The organism is Leeuwenhoekiella sp. LLG6367-2.1 (assembly GCF_045055775.1).
GTDB lineage: Bacteria > Bacteroidota > Bacteroidia > Flavobacteriales > Flavobacteriaceae > Leeuwenhoekiella > Leeuwenhoekiella aequorea.
Map to the genome: position 1 here is coordinate 29558 of NZ_CP159331.1, position 19789 is coordinate 49346.

Genomic DNA, 19789 nt, shown 5'->3' on the forward strand with positions numbered 1-19789 from the left:
AATAGTAAACCGGCAACTGGTCAACCTATTTCATTACAAGACAAAAATGGAAGATTGTAAGAAACTTTACAAAATAAGAACAGAAGCTTTAGAAAAGGCAAGACAAAATCACGACTATAAAGAAAGGATTAGAATATATGAGGAACAAACCATTTATTATCCTTCTGACCATAACAATCCTCCTGAAATTTTAAAAAAATTACGGTCGACATATAAAGGAAATACAATAGAATATCTAAATGACCTTTATTTTGAAACTTTAGAAAAAATCCAAAAAGCTGATAAGGAAAATAATATAAGCGAATTACTATTAAATTGTCAAATTAGTATTGGACTTATAGAGCCCTTAATTTGCTACAATTACAAACACTACAATAGTTTTGATATAAAAAGCATTCCAGCTATTTGCAAAGGACTTATATATTTTTCTGTAAATGGAATAAAAGGACAATTAAAAAATATAGCGGATATAATTGACTTTTTTGATGAGTTAAAATTTTACAAATCTGACGTCGAAGAAGCATTCGAAAGAGTAAAACTTTCATCAAGAATTTATAATACAATTAAAATTAAAGGAGACTTTCAACAGTCAAAACTTAAAAAGGAATTAGACTTTGACAATGGCAGGTTTATAGCATCAACTGTTGGATATATGATAAAAGCAGATAAATTAAATAAATACAAAATAGGGAAAAATACTTTTCTTAAAATTAAATAAAAACGACACCACAACAAAGAACTGAGGTGAAAAACAACTCTTTTCTTGATTAAATTAGTAGACCTACGTATCCTTTGCTAAAATCTGTAACTACAGACCTTAACTGTTTTATTTATACTTTTTTATACTATCCTTTTAGAAAGAATGTAAACAAGATTTTCTTTGTAGGGTAATCCTGATTTAGCAATGATAAAGGCTTGTTTTAATAACTTATTGGCTACTGCGATTAATGCTAATTTCTTACTCAAGTTTTCCTCTCTTTACTACCTCAATGGTCGGAGATAACTTGCTGCAATTGTTTCATAGATTTCCTTGCAGCCCTTGTTTTGCTTACAGGTATTAAAGGCACATAAAAATAAAAGATTTCTGTGCTCCTTATTACTGTATCTTCTCTAGTTTATTCATTACTCTGATCGCGGGTTGCAATACTGTAATCCTGCTTATACCTCCTTTGCTGAATTAATGGGATTAATAAGACCCTATTTACCCAAAGGACCAGACTTCAAAACGATCTCAGAAAAGCAGCTTATAAAAAATCAAACAGCACTACATAACGGGCTCAGAAAAGTATTGGAATGCAGAAGACTATTAAAAGCCTTAAAATAGAATCTTCCAGATTATCAAATCTTAAATGAAGGCTTTTTTAAAAGAAAAAACTAAATTGAAGAAGTATAAATTAATAAAACTTCTCGCGTTAAGATATTGATCATGTCAAATATGAAAAAACTAATACTTTTGATTATACCTATACTATTTATTTTCTATTCGTGCGACAAGGATGAATCTGAAGAAATTATTATAGAAGAAGAATTGATACTTCCTAAATTACTTACTAATCAAGCTCGAAATTTGACGGTATATTCAGTAATTTTAAGTGGTAAAGTATTAAATATTGGTAATTCTGAACTCACTGAGCAAGGTCTTTTAATAGGGCATTCACCTAATCCTACAATAGAAAATAATATAAATAGGCTTGAACTGCCAATAAATGAAGGTAATGAATTTTCAATTGAATTAATTGAACTTGAACAAGGTGCGACGTATTATGTTAAAGCGTATGCCATAAATAGTGAAGGTACAGGTTATGGAAACGAGATACAATTTACTGCCTTAAATGAAAAAGTGTTTGAAGGTGACGTCACCTTATCTACACAGGAGCAGGTAAATATATTTGGCGCTAATAATTATCAGACAATCAAAGGTAGTTTGACGATTGAAGGCACTGTAACCGACCTTAATCCACTGAAAGATTTGGTATTTGTGAACTATGAATTAAATATAAAAGGTACATCGATATTAAAGAATTTTGATGGACTTCAAAATCTAAAATTTGTTGGGAGACATTTAGTTATAGATAACAATACATCATTGGAAAATTTTGTAGGTATAACTAACTTGGGAGAACTTCCCATTCTAGAGGTAATACGCAATCCTAAAATTAAAAACTTGGAGGGTTTTGATTCTTTATATAAAATAGGAACTCTAGGAATTGGGTTAAATGACAACCTCAAGAATTTGATAGGATTAGAAAGCCTATTATTGATTTATAATAATCTAGCAATTAATTCGAATCCCAAAATTTTTAATCTACAAGGTTTAAACAATCTTTTAATTATAAGAGGATCTACATACATAGGCGAAAATCCTTCCTTGACCAATCTGAACGGATTGGAGAATATGGTAGACTTGGATTATTTATATTTAAACAATAACGAAACTCTACTTCATATTGATGCTTTAAAAACATTAAACACTTTTAATGCTTTAAAAATTGACGGGTGCAATGCTTTGACTCAATTACCCGTTTTCAAAAGCATAACAGTAATGAGTTCTATTGAAATTAGATACGGTGGAGGCTTAACAAGTTTAGAAGGTTTTAAAAATCTAAAATCTGTTAGAAATTTACTTTTTTTTCAATCTGACATTTTGAGTTTAGAAGGTCTTGAAAATTTGGAGTATATCGATAATAAATTTGAACTCATTTCCTGCGATAATCTTATAGATTTTAAAGGTTTTGAAAATGTAAAATCTATAGGAAGTGGCAGCTTTTATTCTGGATTGACAATAAATGAAAATCAAAATCTTATAAGTATGAATGGTTTGCAACGTTTAACAGAAGTTAATGGTTCATTAAATGTAACATCAAATAATTCTCTCACAAGCTTTGATGGTCTTCAGAATTTGAAATACATTAAAAAAACGATGCATCTAATTCAGAACGAATCACTTAATGATATTAATGCTATCTCAGGAATAGTCACACTAAATGGATTTGTTTTAGAAGGAAGTAATAACTTAACGCAATTACCAGTATTCAATAATTTAACTCAATTAGACTATATATTTATCGCATATGGTGGAGGATTAACCAATTTAAAAGGATTTAATAAGTTACAATTTGTTGAAGAAATAACCTTTGAAGAATCAAACATTACTACTTTAGAAGGGTTAGAAAGCTTAGAAAAAATTGGGAAAATATTAAAAATTCAACGCTGCGATAATATGCTTAATTTAGAGGGATTGACTAATGTTAAGTCAATTGGAAATGGCTTTTCAGATCAAGGGATAAGTATAAATTACAATAGAAAAATAAAAAATTTAACTGGGTTAAATAAATTAGCTCAAATCAATGGGACTTTAGAAATAAGAGGAAATGATTTCTTAGAAAGTTTAAACGGATTGGAATCTATATCTATGATTGATAAGAATATAGAAATATACGGAAATTCAGAATTATCAAATTTTTGTTCCTTAGCATCTTATTTCACTAAAAACTCATATAAAGGAAACTACATTGTTGAAAATAATCTTAGAAATCCGTCTATACAAGATCTAGTAGATGGAAATTGTAATTAAATTTTTGTCAACCATTCATACTATTTATTATCGGTAAGTACTTACATTTCAAAACATCGCGACTCTTTTATCTTGAACATATTTGCTAAATTAGGTGCTGAACCACGTGATTAACCATACACACTACCATAAAAAACATATATGAAAAAAATCCTACTAATCTTACTATTTGGTGCTTTAATTAGTTCTTGTTCCTCCTCAAAAGTTGGAAATGATAACACCAAATACTTCGACGAAAACAATGTCGAAATAAGTAAATCAAAGTTCAACCGTATTCGTTCTACAAATAAATTATTAGATACTCCTGGAGATTCTGCTAATCATAAAAAACTGACTTTAAGAGAAAAAAGTGGGAAAATAACAAATAGAGTTTTATTGGAATCACTGCTTGAGAAAGAAACAAACCAAGAAATAGATTCAACCAAACCAATAGTTATAATTTACTATCCAGGAAAAGACCCTTGTCATTCAAGTGGTTCAGCTACCAAAGAATCAAGGAAAGTTTGGTTCGCACAATTAGAAGATGGAATAAATCAAATTGCTCAAACTAAACCCATTTATATATATAAAAATAATGATGGTTTAGAAAAACAAGATGGAGGTTTGACTTGGTACAAAGACCCAGAAGGAATTGTCGAAAGATTATTTTTTGAATATCATTATCCTTGTAGCAGTTTTGTAGTAATCTCAAAAGACGGAAACTATATTAGTTATTTCGGCGAATTTGCAAAAGACTATGTTTGGGAAGCAACTCAACGTATGAATAAATAAATTCCCCGCAATTATTAATGAATAAATTAACCAGAAGATAATTTATTAAACGAGAAATTTTGGCCTCAACTGGATTAGGTCATTTAAATGCATTTTAGTTCGAGAAATAGGAGTGGAATTACTTTGACTTCCCTCGCCTACTCACAAAATCCTTTTAGGATTTTGTGAGTATTTTTTTTTTAATTTGTTACACAACCACTACTCCATTCACAACATTTCGGGCAGCCAATACAATTGAGCAATCCAATTAGACAACTCAGTGAGTTTTGTTAAAAATTATTTATGGTCTAGAATACTTTTGGCCATAAATAAATATCAAACGATGAATAAAATTCTAAAGCGAGTAATACTCTTTCTGGTAGTTAACATATGCTTATTCTTCTTGACTGCATTTGTACTAATCAATTGGCCAATACCTAAAAAAGAATCTACCAAAAATTATGATTACAGTTCGATAGATACGCTTTCAGTAAAAAGCTTTAAAAAACAAGAGCACTGGATTTCAATGCGCGATGGCAATGAATTATTTAGTCAAATTTATCCTAGTGAGTCTAAAACTGTTTTAATTTTAATTCACGGAAGTGGATCAGAAAGTCGATACCTGGAACCACTAGCAGGAACTATTTCTAACGATAACTTTGCCACTGTAATTACACCAGATTTGAGAGGTCATGGACGTAATCTCAAAGATCAACCAGACATTAATTACATTGGTCAATTAGAAGAAGATATCGAAGATATTATCAACTACGCAAAAGAAAGTTTGAAGGCTAAGAAAATAGTATTAGCAGGACATTCTTCCGGTGGCGGTTTAGTTTTAAGATATACCGCTAATGCAAATCTAACCAAAGTTGATAAAGCAATAATGATAGCTCCATATCTAGGACACGACGCTCCTACTGTAAAACCGAAAAGTGGCGGTTGGGTAACAGTTGGAATCAAAAGATGGGTTGGTTTATCGATGCTTAATACTATAGGTATTGAAAATTATAATAAAAAACCGGTTCTCTTTTTTAACAGACCTAAAGCTTATGAAGACAGCCTACAGAATAAATCCTATTCCTACCGTATGGCAGTCAATTTTGCGCCTAAAAACTATAAAGAGGACATTAACCACCTACAAACAAGCAGCTTAGTTTTAGTGGGTTCTGAGGATGAAAGTTTCTATCCCAATAAATTCAAGGAAGTTTTTAGTCCGGCTTCTCGATACGTCGATATACAAATCTTGCAAGGTGTAAATCACCTAAACATTGTGAAGGATAACGAAGTTTTAGAGAAAATTGAGAAATACCTATCCAATTAAAGATTTGGAAACGGTTACCAATTGCAGTGAATCGCTAAAGATTATAAATGGTATTCGACAATAAAAATGGATTCTATCAACAACTACAGAATTCAAAATCGAATAATTTTCTGTTTGAAATTTTAGACAAAATATTTCCACTGAAAAGCAGAACCTGCTTTTGCTAAATTATTAAGATTGGAAATATAGTATTCTGCACCTCAATCTTAAAAAATAGTATTAAATTTTAAACGTATTAAAAAATCTATAGCCACGTAAAAACGCTGTAATGTCAATAACAAAAGAATCAGATTTACTCGGAATGAAAGAAATTAGTGAAGTTGTTGGAACTACACTAAAATTAATGAGAGAATATGCTAAAGTGGGAATGTCAACGAAGACTTTAGATGAATATGGTGGCGAACTATTAAAAAGTTATGGTGCTAAATCAGCACCTTATGAAACTTATGGATTTCCGGGTTATTCTTGTATAAGTATAAATAATGAGGCAGCACACGGAATACCCTCTGAAGAAAAAATATTGAAAGAAGGAGATTTGATCAATATTGATGTTTCCGCAGAATTAAACGGATTTTGGTCTGACAATGGGGGTTCTTTTGTTCTCGGAAAAGATATTCATAATCACCAACCTCTTGTAGATGCTTCTAAAACTATTTTACAGAAGGCAATAAAGAGTATTAAAGGCGGAGTGAAAATTTCTGAAATTGGATATCTAATAGAAACTGAAGCTAAAAAGTCTGGGTTTAAAGTTATTAAAAACTTGGCTGGTCATGGTGTGGGCAGAAGTTTACACGAAGAGCCTGAAAATATTTTAAACTATAGAGTAAAAAGTAACAGAGAACGTTTTAAAAAAAATACCACAGTTGCAATTGAAACATTTATTTCGACAAACTCAACTGCTGCAGTAGAATTGAACGACGGCTGGACGCTGGTAGGTAATAAAGGTGGATATGTAGCTCAACACGAACAAACAATATTGGTAACCGATACATACCCGGTGATTTTAACCAAATCGAATGAAATTTATAATTAATTCCTACTCTTCCCTACAACTAAATATATTCTTTAATTAACTTTTCAGTGGGCATTAGCAAGTTTAAGCGCTTAAACAACGTAATTAATCTTACAAAACTGTTAGCTTTAGTAAAACAAATTAAATGATGAGAAAACTTTTTAGTCTATTTGTCCTATTTACATCTTTCATAAATGCTCAAACTTTACAAAATGTAGATTTAAATTCTTCTCGAGAAAAAGATATTCCTGAAAATGATCAAATAAAGATTGAATTAAAAATGGGGGTTCAAAATGAGGACTTAAGAACTTTTTTTGACTTTGAGAATATATCTCAATCATTATTTAAGATCTCTGGACCTACAGTTAAAAACAAAGCTTTTGTAATTACCTTAAAAGAATTTAAGGAAGGTGATCTGGTGAAAAAAGAAACTCTTTTCGATGAAAGAGATAGTGAATTTTTCAAAACTGATTCTACCACTATGTCATTCAAATTACTGACTAAATTAGATGATGAAAATTTAAAAACCTGGATAAGAGGTGTAAATTTTGGCAGTAAAAAATCCTATTTCGCTTTAGAAGAAAAAAATAAAACCCGCTATGCAACAAAAGATTTTATTGGAGGAAAGGATTATTTAATAGAAGATATTAAAAAGCCTTTCTACTTACTGGCTATCATAACTCCATACATCACAGAAAGCGGTGCAGGTCAATATTGTCAAGTTGCTTATTCTGAAATTAATCCAGAGAACTTCGGGAAAAAATTTGCTATACCTCATTATTTTCTTATTCAAATGGAATTTCTAGAATAAAATATTTGCTGAAACTATAAAAGAAGGTTCAAATTCAACCATCGTGCTCACTTTAAACAGCCAACTAACAAATTATTCTCGCGAGCTCGCATTATTTTACTCGAGGACTAAGCGAAAGAATAATTCTAAAACAACTCAGTAATTCAATAGTTTCATTAGCGCTACAGCTTTATTCTTATCCCATTTTTTTGATCCAGCTTGGGTGATATTCCCGCTACTTTTAATTCCACAGGATACCATATTATTTTAGCCGAAATCTAAAAATTCCACCGATTTCTCTTACGCAGTAAATCATATTTACGGCTTAAAACAAGAGTTCGCTGAAAAGTTGAACGCATTCGCTGATCGGTTTTATCTAGTACCCTAAAAACAGTTACTTTAGTTTCATAATAACTTATAAATCAGGTTAAAATGAAAAAATCGATCACAAAAAATCAAATAAATATCTCTATTGCAGTTTGTGTTGCTATAATCTCTACCGTATTTATTTGCTGTTCAAAAAGCGAAGATGGTGTCGTAACCGCTGAACAAGAGGAAGAAACAGTAACTGAACTACACGCTGCATTTTCAGCATTTAACCCCGAGGCAACTACTATTTATCTCGATGGATCTAAAGTGGTTATTGAAACCACCGGTCTGCCTAATCACGAGACCGTTTACTGGGGCGAAGGGCACACACTTTACAAAGAAGAGGCAGATGTTGATAGAACTCCGTCTATTATGTCTAGCAACAACAACGACGTGACGATTTCGGTAGATGCTACTCCTAATCTCACCGGTAATTCGGTAGCTACACAGCTTAACACTATTGGGATCGCAGTGAGCGGCTCCTCTATATTTAACGATCAGGAAGGTGGCGGTGCTTTAGATCAGGCAGCAGGGAGTTTAGACTGGACTGGTGCGCATATTGGGCCGGGTGTTTATCACTACCACCTAGAGCCAAAAGCTTTTACAGATGATGATGATGCATTAGTGGGTATTCTGCTGGACGGCGTTTTTCTTTACGGGAGAAAATGTAATTCAACCGGGAGCTACCCTACAGATCTGGATGCTTCGGGAGGTCACATCACATCCACGCAATACACTGCGGGCGAAGAAGAATACCATTATCACATAATTAACGAACTCTACTCAAACACGGGATCTTACATTGCATTTGCAGGACCGTATCAAGGATATTAATAATCGCTATGAAAGTTTTAGTTTACCTAATACCATTATTACTGGGTTGTAGTTGTACCAAAACTATAGACACTAAAAGCAACTCTTTAAACAAATCAGCTTCAGAACTAGCTCTTGTTATAGATACGACCGAAGTTTTAAAAGAAGATCTGGTACTCAATCAGAATGAAGGAAAGTGGTATTATAATAATATCCCTTATTCAGGATATTCTTTAAAATTTCATTCTAATGACACGCTGGGCGAAAAGTTGCGATTTCAGAATGGAAAAAGAACGGGAATTGCCAGAAAATGGTCGGCAAATGGAGTTCTGCGTATTGAATCTTACTACAGGCAAAACAAATTAGACAGTACGTACACTACCTGGTGGGAAAACGGAGTTCTGGCTTCGCAATCCTATTATGAGCAAGGGGAAAAACAGGGCGTAGAAAAAGAATGGTATCCCACCGGGCAGCTTGCTAAAAAGCGCCAACTGCTTAACGGAAATGAAGAAGGCTTGCAACAAGCCTGGTTGCAAAACGGAACGCTATACGTGAACTACGAAGCAAAAAATGGTCGCATTTTTGGGATGCGTCGTGCCAACTCGTGTTACAGGTTAGAAAACGAACAAATCATTAAAGATGAAAAAATATAATTTTTTAATAGGTATCCTACTTCTTTTAGTGCTCAGTTGTAAGAGCGAAACAAAACAGGAAAAAACCGAGGTCGCTGAAACTAGCCGGGTTGCATATTTGCCGTACTACGATGATGAGTCTTTCACCCCACGATGGATAACACCCAATAGCGCAGATGAAAAAGCATTCCATAAAATACCTGATTTTAATTTTGTCAATCAATTGGGAGAACCAGTAACCCAGCAGACCTTTGAAGGGAAAATTTACGTTACAGATTTTTTCTTTACAATTTGTCCTGGGATTTGTCCACAAATGACAGATAACATGTTTAAAATTCAGGAGGAATTTAAAAATGATGAAGATGTTCTCTTGCTCTCTCATTCGGTAATGCCCAGTACAGATACCGTTGAAGTTTTAAAAGAGTATGCAGAAACCAATAGTGTTATTGATAATAAATGGCACCTGGTTACAGGCGATAAAAATGAAATCTATTCATTAGGCAGAGATCAGTACTTTGTAGAAAATGATTTGGGTGAACCTAAAAGCATAGACGATTTTTTACATACCGAAAACTTTCTACTTATTGATAAAAATAAACATATCAGAGGCATTTATAACGGCTTAAACAGAGCCTCCATTGCCCAATTAATTACAGACATCAAAACGCTGAAAAAAGAAAACTAGCTATTTTAGATACTTCATAAAAAACATTCGAGAATTGGTTTAGAATTACTAATTTATGTTTTGAATTTGACCGCACCTCACAAGAAGTTATGGATGCCTAATTTTTAACTGTACTTAATGCTATTCTATACGACGACTTTTACTATGAAGAATCTAATACTACTCCTGCTAATTTTAATTTCTACGTCAGTTTTTTCTCAGAAATCAGATTATAAGGTCTCCTCCTATTTAACGCCGGGAACAAAAGCACCAAATACGCATTACATAGGTGAAGCCTGGTTAAATAGTATTATACACGATGATCAGGAACTGGGCTATGCGATTACAAAAGCTACATTTAAAGCAAATTCTACCTTAGACTGGCACAAACACGGCTCGGCACAAGTTTTAATAATCGTAGATGGCGAAGCTTATTATCAAGAGCGAGGAACCCAGCCCGTGATTTTAAAAAAAGGGGATATAATTAAATGCGAGAAAGATACAGAGCATTGGCACTCTTCAACAAAAACAAGTGATGTGACCTATCTGGCGCTATATGGTGAAGAACAGCCTACCACCTGGACCGAAGTAGTTACGCAGGAATATTATGATAGCGTAGCAGAAAAACTAACAAATCACTAAACATAGCTCTACACAAGCCTTTTAAATTTCTAATGGAATACGAAAGCGAAATGATAACAATTAGATACGCTAAAGAACGATTGACTAACAATTTAAGATTGGGGTTATTCTTTTTTGGTACGGGTTTGTTACTCTTTGTGGTAGAACTATTAGTCACCGGAGCGGATAATTCACTATCTGTTATAGGAAGTGGACAAATTTTTGGAGGCACTACTCTACTTGGTATATATTATTTTGAATATAAAAAGCAATACCTCACACTTAGAAATGGAGTATTGACTAAGCACACGTTATTTCCAAAACATATTCATCTTACCCAACTTAAATCGATTAAAGAATTTGCCGGCGATTTAAAGCTTATTACCTCAAAACAAGAATTTATAGTTAACACCCAAATTGTAGATCCCATTTCACTAGCAGAACTAAAAAACGAACTGCAGCGTTATGATTTAAATTAAAATATCTTCATTGCGCATTTAATTTGATTTCTTCGGAATAGGCTCTTCTCATACAGTAAACCGTGAGGTCTGTACTTTTAAGTAAATCCCACCACTTCAAAATTTCATCAATTACAGATCTCTGTAAATTTGGTAGTACTTAATACCTTACATTTATCTTACAATCAGCTTTCAACGAATTATTAATAGTTGCAAGCATTTAACAATGAATAGTTAACGGAAATATAAGTGCTTGTACTTATATTTGGTTACAAAACATTTAAGAGAAACATTGAGACCACCGAAACTTACAGATAAGCAAAAAGAAAGATTACGGATTTTAGAACCGAAATTAAAAATTGCTATTGGGGATAGAGATTTTGAAACAGCAAAGAGGTTGGTCGTGGACTTACAAACTGTTCTTCGTAAAACTGGACACTTAACAAGACTTCTGCAATCAAAAAATAGACTTTATGAATTGGCTTTGGAACTTGATGAGCTAGACTTTGCGATTAGAGGCTTGGAAGAAAACAGAAAACTGGTTTCGGATAGAACAAGACTATATTTGGAAGCTACTGCGCTTCTGGCTATTTGTTACCTGCGAAAAGAAGAAATAGAGAAAGCTAAACCATTAATAAAAGAAGTTCTTCACAATGATTCAGTCATAAAATCCGAACGCACTAGAAGTCAATTTAGAAAGGAAATTATAGACCGATTTAATGAAGAAACCGCATTGTATTCATTAAAAAACAAAGAAGAAGAGCACTTCACCGAGGAAGAATTAGAAAAAGAAATAGTTAAACTTGTTACAAGAAAAACTGAATCTGAAATCTATCTTTCGTTAGGCAAAAACGTTCCCCAACACACTAAATATTTACTGTTTCAGGTACACGAGTTTTCAACTAAACAACTTCCTTCTGCTGAAAGATTAGCTTTACCAAGCCCAGAAGAAAAAATTAAAGATAAAGAAGTTGGTAAAACTGTATTTCAATCAGTCAAAAGAGTGTTGTATAATTCTCTTTGTGACCCAAAAAGTGAAATTTATCAAGTTTGGTTTAAAAACGGAATGGGAATGGTTTTAAGCAAAAATTACATCAGAAGTGCAGTAATCGCTTGTTTAGCTAGTCTAGGAATTGGGATAAAAATGATTTCGGCAACAATAATCGCTTTAATTATGAAATTCGGACTTGAAGTTTATTGCGAAAAATATAAACCAGCTGATTTAATGGAATTACGTGGAAAATAAAAAACGTTTTGTAACAATATATAACCGCAATTACGGCGGATTCAACTACATCGGAATCCACTCGAAATTGCTAACGTCTATGACAAGTCGAAAATTAACGCATATTAACCCGTAAATGACCGTTGTGCATAATCCAAAAATCATGCTAAAATTGAACATTTGAACTGTAAAAGCCAACCGTAAAAACAGCAAATTTATTTTTTCCGCCACGAAGAGCCAAGACTTAAAAAATAGCTATTTCTTACCAACGCACGTATAACAATATAGGAAACTGCAAAGAAGTAAACTGCTAATGAGGTAAATTATTAAATTGTTTGAAAAAAGAAGAATGACACCTTTTTTCTAACGCTCTAAATCAAAATGAAATGTTGAAAAAAATTACTCTGAAAGGAGAACAAAAAAAAGTATTATTCTTACCACCAACAAACCCAATTCAAATAAAAGGAGTTGCTGGAAGTGGAAAAACTACAGTTGCACTTTATAGAGCAAAACATTTACTTGAGACACAAGCGAATCTTTTTAAAGAAACAAAAATCGTAATATTTACATATAATAAAACACTTGCAGCTTATATAACAGCTATCAAACCATATATAAATGGAGGTTATCAAAAAGATAGCGATGAACTCAAACCTAAAACAGCAGATGGACTAAATGTCCAAATAATAAATTTTCACAGTTGGGCCTTTCGTTTCGCAGGAATTAAATACAACCAAACCATAATGCAATGGACTCAAATTGAATATATAGAAGACATAATCAGCGGACTGTCTTCGAGTACATCCAACATTTTAGATAAAAGTGCAGAGTTTTTTCAAGAAGAAATATCTTGGATGAAAGGTAAATTGTTCAATTACAAATCAGAATATCTTGAAGCTGCGAGAACAGGAAGAGGAACTTCTGACCGTGTCACAAAAGTAGATAAAGAAGTTATTTGGGTAGTTTACGAAAAATATAATCAGGAATTAAAAAAAAGAGGTCAAGTAGATTTTGATGATTATGCAATTCTTGCATTAAACAAAATACAAAATGATAATAGTTTTATTCCACCATACACTCACATAATAATTGATGAAGCACAAGATTTAAATAAAGCACAAATTCTAACTATTTCAAGTTTAGTAGATACAGAAACAAACAGTTTATCAATAATTGCTGATGCAGCACAACGTATTTTCAAGAGTGGTTTCGTTTGGAGCGAAGTTGGTATTAATGTAAGAGGTGGTAGAACAATTGAATTTAAGAAGAATTACAGAAATACTGTTCATATTGCTAAAGCTGCACTTTCTCTGCTTTCAAACGAAAAAGACCAATCGGAATTTACAACAGTAGAAACTGCATTAACAGGTGGAGAAAAACCGAAAATCGCTTATTATTCAGACTTTTACGATCAATTAAATCATCTTGACGACCAACTAACAATACTAAAAAACAATAGTAATCTTAAAAGTACGGTTGTTTTACATAGGTCAACAAGTGGAGTAAAGAAAATAAAAGCATTTTTAGATACAAATGGTTTTTCTACAGAATTAGTAAAATCCAATCTTGCAGTAAATTATGGAAGTGATAGCATTAAAATATGTACAATGTCATCAGTAAAAGGACTTGAATTTAACAATGTAATTATCCTAGACTTAAATGATGATATTATACCTTATCCACCAGGTTTTATTGAAACCGATGATGAATTTCATATTTCAACAGAGCGAAGATTACTTTATACTTGTATGACAAGAGCAAGAAAAAAACTATATCTATTTTCAAGTGACAAGTTAAATCCGTCAAGATATTTGAAAGAAATAAACTCTAGTTTATTAGAAAATATAAGTCCAAAAAGTTTTTCTAAAAAAACTTATGATGATGACTTACCTTTTTAAAAATAAACTATGAGTTTAAAACCAAACCATATAGAATTTCAGAAAGAAATAAAACATAGAGAAATCGAGTGTTTAATTCATTTTACGCCAACCATAAATTTATTCAGTATTTTAGAAAATAATAAATTAATGAGTAGAGCTAAATTGGAAAATTTAGACATTGAGCAATTTGATATTTTAGATTATGTTCAATTTACAGATGACGTAAGATATGATGATAAAAATTATATTAACCTTTCTCTATCAGGTCCAAATACCTTTTTATTTTCAAAATTTAGACAAAAAACTAAAGAAGACTTTACTATAAATTGGTGTGTAATTAAAATAAACCCCAAACATATTTATGATAGTGAAACTCTTTTCGCAATCACAAATGCAGCTTCAAATGGAGCTAAAAGACAATACGGTATTTCTGGAGATTTGGATAAATTCAAAATGCTTTTCACAGAACAATTAAACATAAATACTTACAATGGTATTCGCACTATTTCCAGAAATTCAGCTCACTCAAAATATCCAACTGATGTCCAAGCAGAAATATTAGTAAAAGATAAAATTTCATCAGATAGTATTTTAGCTGTTTGTTTTGAATCAGAAGAAAAAATGGCAGAAGCTAAAGCTGCAATGTCATCTTTTGATACAAGTAAATTTATAGTTAATAAAGAAATATTTTCACCAAATCGTTCAATATGAAAGCAGAATCAAAATATAAAGGTAGCTTAAAACTGGCAGCTATTGGAGACGCTTTAGGCTGGATGACTGAATTTGAAAAAAGTCAAACCACTTTGAAGAAAAAATTTGGAACTGATTACATCAATTCATTTCACGATTGGGAAAAAAATGTTGGTGGTAGATTTTACGGTTATGTAGATAAACTTAATTCAGGTTCCTATTCAGATGATACTCAACTCTTACTTTCAGTCGCTCGTTCAATCAACAAAGATGGTTTTGTCGACCAACAGTATTTTGCAAAAAAAGAATTGCCAGATTGGTTACTTTATTCAAGAGGAGCAGGAAGAACTATTAAAAATGCAGCTCGAAAAATAGAAAGAAAATCAGCTAAATGGAATAACAACTTTTTCACATTTAAAGTAGGTAAAGCTACAATCGACTATAGAGAAAGTGGTGCAAATGGTGCAGCAATGAGAATATTGCCAATTGCATTGGCAAATTTCGGAGAGCAAGAAAAAATCAAAGAAGAAATCTTTGGAAATAGCATAATAACTCACGGACATCCAAGAGCAATTTTAGGAGCAATGCTTTATGGTTATTCCGTTGATACTATTTTGAGGTTTAATCCTGATAATTTTAACTACAAAAACTATCTTACCGAATTAGGAAAAGATATTCATCAAAAATTCTCTATTGACTTTTTAGATAATCCAAAATTAAGAAGTTGGGAAGCTGAATGGAATAAAAACTCTAAAGAACCTTTTAGAATTTTATTCAAATCAATACTTGATGAAACACAAGAATATTTAAGAACAACGTATAAATTGATTACTAATAATTCATCTGATTTTGATACGTTATCTAAACTTGGCTGTTATAAAAACGAGACGAAAGGTTCAGGAACATCTACTGTAATTGCAGGTATTTTTTTAGCTTGTAAGTACTCGAAAGAACCATTAAAAGGAATTGAGCAAGCTGTAAATTCAATTGGAACTGACACAGACAGTATTGCTGCATTTGCAGGTGGCTTAATTGGTGCTTTACACGGGCAATCTATTATTCCATCAAAATGGAAAAATGTTCAAGACCTGGATTATATTGATGCAATTTCAATTCACTTACTTGAAATTTCCGAAAGTCGAGCAGATTTTAATAAGATAACAATCACAAAAAAAACTAAATCTATTTCAGAGATTGAAAATGACAGTTTTGAAATTAACGACAGAGTCTTTCTTGAAACTTTAGGAGATGGAAGAATTGAAGCAATTGACAGACAAAAGACTTTAACAAAAGGAAAATACAATCTGATTTTAGATGTTCAATTTGACAATGGACAATTTTGTCGATTTGCAAAATTATTGAGTATTGTAAAAGAAAATAAATCTGAATTATTTACGGCGAGTTTGGAAAAAGAAGTAAACCTATGGAATGGACTTAATTTAGATTACAAATCAAAAGAACGAATTGAAAAGTTTATGGAATCTCTAAACGTAACGGATAAAAAGGAATTTAAGGAAATAATAAAGTTAATAGAAAAAAGAGTCTAACGCTAAAAGCCATAGACATTTGCAATTCGCACCAGCAAACACTACCCAAAAAAAAGCAAAAGAGTATGTCTTGCCAACGCTCACATTTGAACTGATTGAATACATTGGAAAACCAATCGAAATGAAAAATAAAATAATATTAATAAGTATTATAATCGGATTTATCTCATTTGTAAAAGTTTATTCTCAAGATGAAAATCTGATAAAAACTGAATATAAAACTATCGTAGAAGGAACTGACTCGCCAATTCCTGACTTACAAATTGTCTGTTTTAATAAGTATTTTAATAAAGACTATTTACCAGCAGATTTTAGAAAAAAATATAACCTTGACGATAAAACCCTTTATAAAAAGAAAATGTTGGTTGAGATTTTCCAATCTGACAAAAACAAAAAAGGATTTGACAAAATTGAACTCATCGAAATTATGGAGAATAAAAAATATCTTGTTATCGAATATAATCTTGTGAATTCAAATACAGAAAATGATGATAAGGAATTATCACCTTTTTTAATTGTTCAGGTTCCGAAATCTAAAAAGGAAATTAAGTTTATAGTCAACGGAAGAGAATTAGGAAAAGCGACTGAACTTTACGTAGAGTAAAATAACCGAACCTAACACCATACAAAATCCATTACTAGTTCTCGCCTACCTACAAAAATCCTCGCAAATTCTCTATTCGGTTTGTATTTGCTAAATTCCGTGTTTAATACGTAACTAATCTTATACCCAAATTAGTTGCAATACGACCTAAATATGAAAGAAGGATTAATTAAAGATACTTACGAACTCATTTTTAAAGAAATTCAAACTGTAATTACAATTTTCTATATTTTGATTGTGGGTATTGGAATGCTTTTTACGTATCAAAAGTACTCAGAATTCGGAATTAATATTTTTGATTATGCAGATGTTTTTGATTTTTTAGTAGCTCCTTTTTCTGATTTTAAAATAGTATTATTTTCTACCATAACAATACTATTAGTTTTTCTCTTTTTTAAACTTGATAGTCTCTATAAAAGAAAATTTCCGAAGAATTACTCGAGTATGAACTTTGGTTGGGATAAAAAAAGCTGGTTCAACTCATACAGGTACTCTTTATTTTTTATTCTTTTCATTTTATATATAAATCTTTCTGCTGATGTTTATGGGAAATTCACAAGTAAACAAACAAAAAGAAAATCACCTATAAACCTAAAGTATTCCGACAATGAAACTATCAATGGAATACTAATTGGAAAAACAAAGGATGTGATTTTTTTATTGCAGGGTAAAAAGGTAAAAGCAATTCCGATAAATTCAATAATTAAAGAATTTGAAATAGAATAAAGCTGCTAAATCCGTAGTTAATTGGTACTAGTTTCTAGTCTATAGCGGAAACATATGTGATACTTGACCAACGATCAAAATAAAATACTGTGGGCAACAACATATACAAAAATAGCTCATGCTATTGCTAATACTAAAGCTTAAGGCCTATTTGGATAATCGGTAAAAATTATAATTGCGACAATTCCCTTTAAACTAAGATCCATACACAATCCTATTTCTAACAAACACAAAAGCATCCTGATGAAAATAAGCACGTTTTTCATTTTTATATATCGCAATTTATAGATATGTTTGTAATATGAATTTAAAAACAGCAACAGAAATTGGTAAATGTCTATCTAACCAGATCAGGTTTCAGATATTGGAATGGCTGAAAGAACCAGAAAAAAACTTTCCACCTCACGAGACCTTAAAACATTTTAATGATGGCGTTTGCGTGACTTATATTCAAGAAAAAGCCGGTTTATCTCAATCAACTATTTCAACATATTTGACTAATATGGAGAAATGCGGACTTTTAATATCAACAAGGCATGGAAAATGGTCTTATTTAAAAAGAAACGAAGAAACAATTAAACAGTTTACCGATTTTCTAATGTAAAAAAAATTAGAATTACATATCGATAATTCGCTATATAACAAACTATGAGGACACTAATCGACATTTTAGGATGGTCTGGTTCGGGGTTCATAATCCTTGCCTATGCCCTAACCCTTATTCAAAATAGAAAATATTTAGATTATGGTAAATATTTAAACTTGCTTGGAGGCCTTTTAATAGCTATTAACTGCTATTACTACAATGCAATTCCGCAATTTGTAACTAATTTACTTTGGAGTGTCATCGCCACTTTAACCATATACAAGTCGCGAAATAAAAAAGAGAAATGTAACAAAGCTCAATGCTTATCTTAAAATTCAAGATCATGAAAATTTTAATAATTGGAGGAAATGGGACAATAGGAAAAACTATTGTTCGACACTTTAAAGAAAACTACGAAATTTTAATCGCCGGCCGAAGCAATGGAGATGTACTTGTCGACATTGCAGACAGTAGTTCTATAAAATCTATGTTTGAGAAAATTGGCAAAGTAGATGCTATCATCTGTATCGCCGGAGAAGCCAAATGGGCAGATTTTAATGAGCTTACCGAAGATGACTATTATCTAGGATTAAAAAGTAAATTAATGGGACAGGTGAACCTTGTACGCATTGGACAGAATTATTTAAATGCTAATGGCTCAATTACGCTATCTACAGGAATTTTGGCAGACGACCCAGTTGTAAAAACAACAAGTGCGTCTATGGTAAATGGCGCAATACATAGTTTTGTACAAGCTGTTGCGCTTGAAATTGAAAACGGAATTCGCGTAAATGCTGTTTCTTCCGGAATGGTGGAAGATGCTTTTGAAAAGTATAAAGACTATTTTCCAGGACATAACCCAATACCAATGGATAAAGTAATTAATGGATATGTTAGAAGTGTAAACGGGAAAGGAAACGGCGAAATAATTAGAATTTACAACTAAAAAGTTGCGCACAATGTTCTAATGAGTGGTTCTAAAAAGGTTAAGGCTTATTGAAAATTTGCCTTTAGCGCAATCTGAAAAGCCAACCTTTAGGACCGCTTTATTTTTTGTACACTACCTTTAGTAGAAATACAACCAAAATCTTCGTGAAAAATAGATTTGACTATGCATTCCATATTGAAGCAGATTTCATTTAAAATACGTACGAGATTCTAAATAGATTAACGACTGTTCGTATCAACTCTAATACGATAATTCAAAATGAATATTAAGTTAATATTAGAAATTCTTAATGAGAGTAATGGCGTTTGAATTAAAACATCTTCGTGTCACATTTAAAATTGATTTTTTTCGAAAAAAGCGCTTCTCATACAGCAAACCGTGAGGTCCATAATTTTTAAGTAACTCTCCCCCACTTTTAAATTTCTCAATTACAGATTCCTGTAATTTTGATAACCCTTAATACATTACATTTATCTTAAAATCAGCTTTCAACGAATTGTAACTAGTTGCAAGCCCTTAGAAATGAATAGATAATGAAAATAAGTGCTTGTACTTATATTTGGTTGTTAGGCAGT

The 19789-nt window shown here is 31.8% G+C and carries 19 protein-coding genes and 1 pseudogene; 19 read left to right on the plus strand and 1 reads right to left on the minus strand.

Annotated elements, in window-relative coordinates:
- Positions 1-46 precede the first annotated feature (46 nt).
- Complete coding sequence (locus ABVM53_RS00150; RefSeq protein ID WP_405328047.1) at positions 47-718, plus strand: hypothetical protein; 672 nt, start codon at positions 47-49, stop codon at positions 716-718.
- A gap of 122 nt (positions 719-840) precedes the next feature.
- On the opposite strand, the pseudogene ABVM53_RS00155 reads toward ABVM53_RS00150, so the two are convergent.
- Positions 841-1107 (minus strand): annotated as a pseudogene (locus tag ABVM53_RS00155) (hypothetical protein); the annotation flags it as partial.
- Positions 1108-1435: 328 nt separating this feature from the next.
- On the opposite strand from ABVM53_RS00155, the gene ABVM53_RS00160 reads away from it, so the two are divergent.
- The 18 genes from ABVM53_RS00160 to ABVM53_RS00245 all read left to right on the plus strand — a co-directional run bounded on the left by ABVM53_RS00160 (position 1436) and on the right by ABVM53_RS00245 (position 19211).
- A complete protein-coding gene (locus tag ABVM53_RS00160) occupies positions 1436-3574 on the plus strand; it encodes a hypothetical protein (RefSeq protein ID WP_405328050.1) in 2139 nt (712 codons plus the stop codon).
- A 141-nt stretch (positions 3575-3715) separates the two neighbouring features.
- Positions 3716-4345, plus strand: coding sequence for a hypothetical protein (locus ABVM53_RS00165; protein WP_405328053.1), 630 nt, complete (start codon positions 3716-3718; stop codon positions 4343-4345).
- Between the two features lie 322 nt (positions 4346-4667).
- Positions 4668-5648 carry an alpha/beta hydrolase gene (locus ABVM53_RS00170; protein ID WP_405328055.1) on the plus strand — a complete coding sequence of 327 codons (981 nt, stop codon included), beginning with the start codon at positions 4668-4670 and terminating at the stop codon, positions 5646-5648.
- Between the two features lie 268 nt (positions 5649-5916).
- Positions 5917-6681, plus strand: a complete 765-nt coding sequence (map, locus tag ABVM53_RS00175) for a type I methionyl aminopeptidase (RefSeq protein ID WP_405328057.1) — start codon at positions 5917-5919, stop codon at positions 6679-6681.
- 124 nt (positions 6682-6805) lie between these two features.
- Positions 6806-7471, plus strand: a complete 666-nt coding sequence (locus ABVM53_RS00180) for a hypothetical protein (RefSeq protein ID WP_405328060.1) — start codon at positions 6806-6808, stop codon at positions 7469-7471.
- A 411-nt stretch (positions 7472-7882) separates the two neighbouring features.
- A complete protein-coding gene (locus tag ABVM53_RS00185; RefSeq protein ID WP_405328062.1) occupies positions 7883-8653 on the plus strand; it encodes a YHYH protein in 771 nt (256 codons plus the stop codon).
- An 8-nt stretch (positions 8654-8661) separates the two neighbouring features.
- The gene (locus ABVM53_RS00190) at positions 8662-9285 is read left to right on the plus strand and encodes a toxin-antitoxin system YwqK family antitoxin (protein ID WP_405328065.1); all 624 of its coding nucleotides are present in this window, start codon (positions 8662-8664) and stop codon (positions 9283-9285) included.
- Positions 9272-9949 (plus strand): SCO family protein, encoded by a 678-nt coding sequence (locus ABVM53_RS00195; RefSeq protein WP_405328068.1) that lies wholly within the window; start codon positions 9272-9274, stop codon positions 9947-9949. The genes ABVM53_RS00190 and ABVM53_RS00195 overlap by 14 nt, the downstream gene beginning before the upstream one ends.
- A 144-nt stretch (positions 9950-10093) precedes the next feature.
- Entirely contained in the window at positions 10094-10570 is a 477-nt protein-coding gene (locus ABVM53_RS00200; RefSeq protein WP_405328071.1) for a cupin domain-containing protein, read from the plus strand.
- Between the two features lie 32 nt (positions 10571-10602).
- On the plus strand, positions 10603-11028 hold the full coding sequence (locus tag ABVM53_RS00205) for a hypothetical protein (protein ID WP_405328073.1): 426 nt from the start codon (positions 10603-10605) through the stop codon (positions 11026-11028).
- A gap of 271 nt (positions 11029-11299) precedes the next feature.
- Entirely contained in the window at positions 11300-12253 is a 954-nt protein-coding gene (locus ABVM53_RS00210) for a hypothetical protein (protein ID WP_405328076.1), read from the plus strand.
- Positions 12254-12618: 365 nt separating this feature from the next.
- On the plus strand, positions 12619-14130 hold the full coding sequence (locus tag ABVM53_RS00215; RefSeq protein WP_405328079.1) for a 3'-5' exonuclease: 1512 nt from the start codon (positions 12619-12621) through the stop codon (positions 14128-14130).
- A 9-nt stretch (positions 14131-14139) separates the two neighbouring features.
- The gene (locus ABVM53_RS00220; protein ID WP_405328081.1) at positions 14140-14823 is read left to right on the plus strand and encodes a DarT ssDNA thymidine ADP-ribosyltransferase family protein; all 684 of its coding nucleotides are present in this window, start codon (positions 14140-14142) and stop codon (positions 14821-14823) included.
- A complete protein-coding gene (locus ABVM53_RS00225; RefSeq protein WP_405328084.1) occupies positions 14820-16349 on the plus strand; it encodes an ADP-ribosylglycohydrolase family protein in 1530 nt (509 codons plus the stop codon). The genes ABVM53_RS00220 and ABVM53_RS00225 overlap by 4 nt, the downstream gene beginning before the upstream one ends.
- A 19-nt stretch (positions 16350-16368) precedes the next feature.
- Entirely contained in the window at positions 16369-16953 is a 585-nt protein-coding gene (locus ABVM53_RS00230; protein WP_405328087.1) for a hypothetical protein, read from the plus strand.
- A 153-nt stretch (positions 16954-17106) separates the two neighbouring features.
- On the plus strand, positions 17107-17679 hold the full coding sequence (locus ABVM53_RS00235; protein ID WP_405328089.1) for a hypothetical protein: 573 nt from the start codon (positions 17107-17109) through the stop codon (positions 17677-17679).
- A gap of 301 nt (positions 17680-17980) precedes the next feature.
- Positions 17981-18283, plus strand: coding sequence for an ArsR/SmtB family transcription factor (locus ABVM53_RS00240; protein ID WP_405328092.1), 303 nt, complete (start codon positions 17981-17983; stop codon positions 18281-18283).
- Positions 18284-18608: 325 nt separating this feature from the next.
- Positions 18609-19211 carry a short chain dehydrogenase gene (locus tag ABVM53_RS00245; RefSeq protein ID WP_405328095.1) on the plus strand — a complete coding sequence of 201 codons (603 nt, stop codon included), beginning with the start codon at positions 18609-18611 and terminating at the stop codon, positions 19209-19211.
- The last annotated feature ends 578 nt before the right edge of the window (positions 19212-19789 follow it).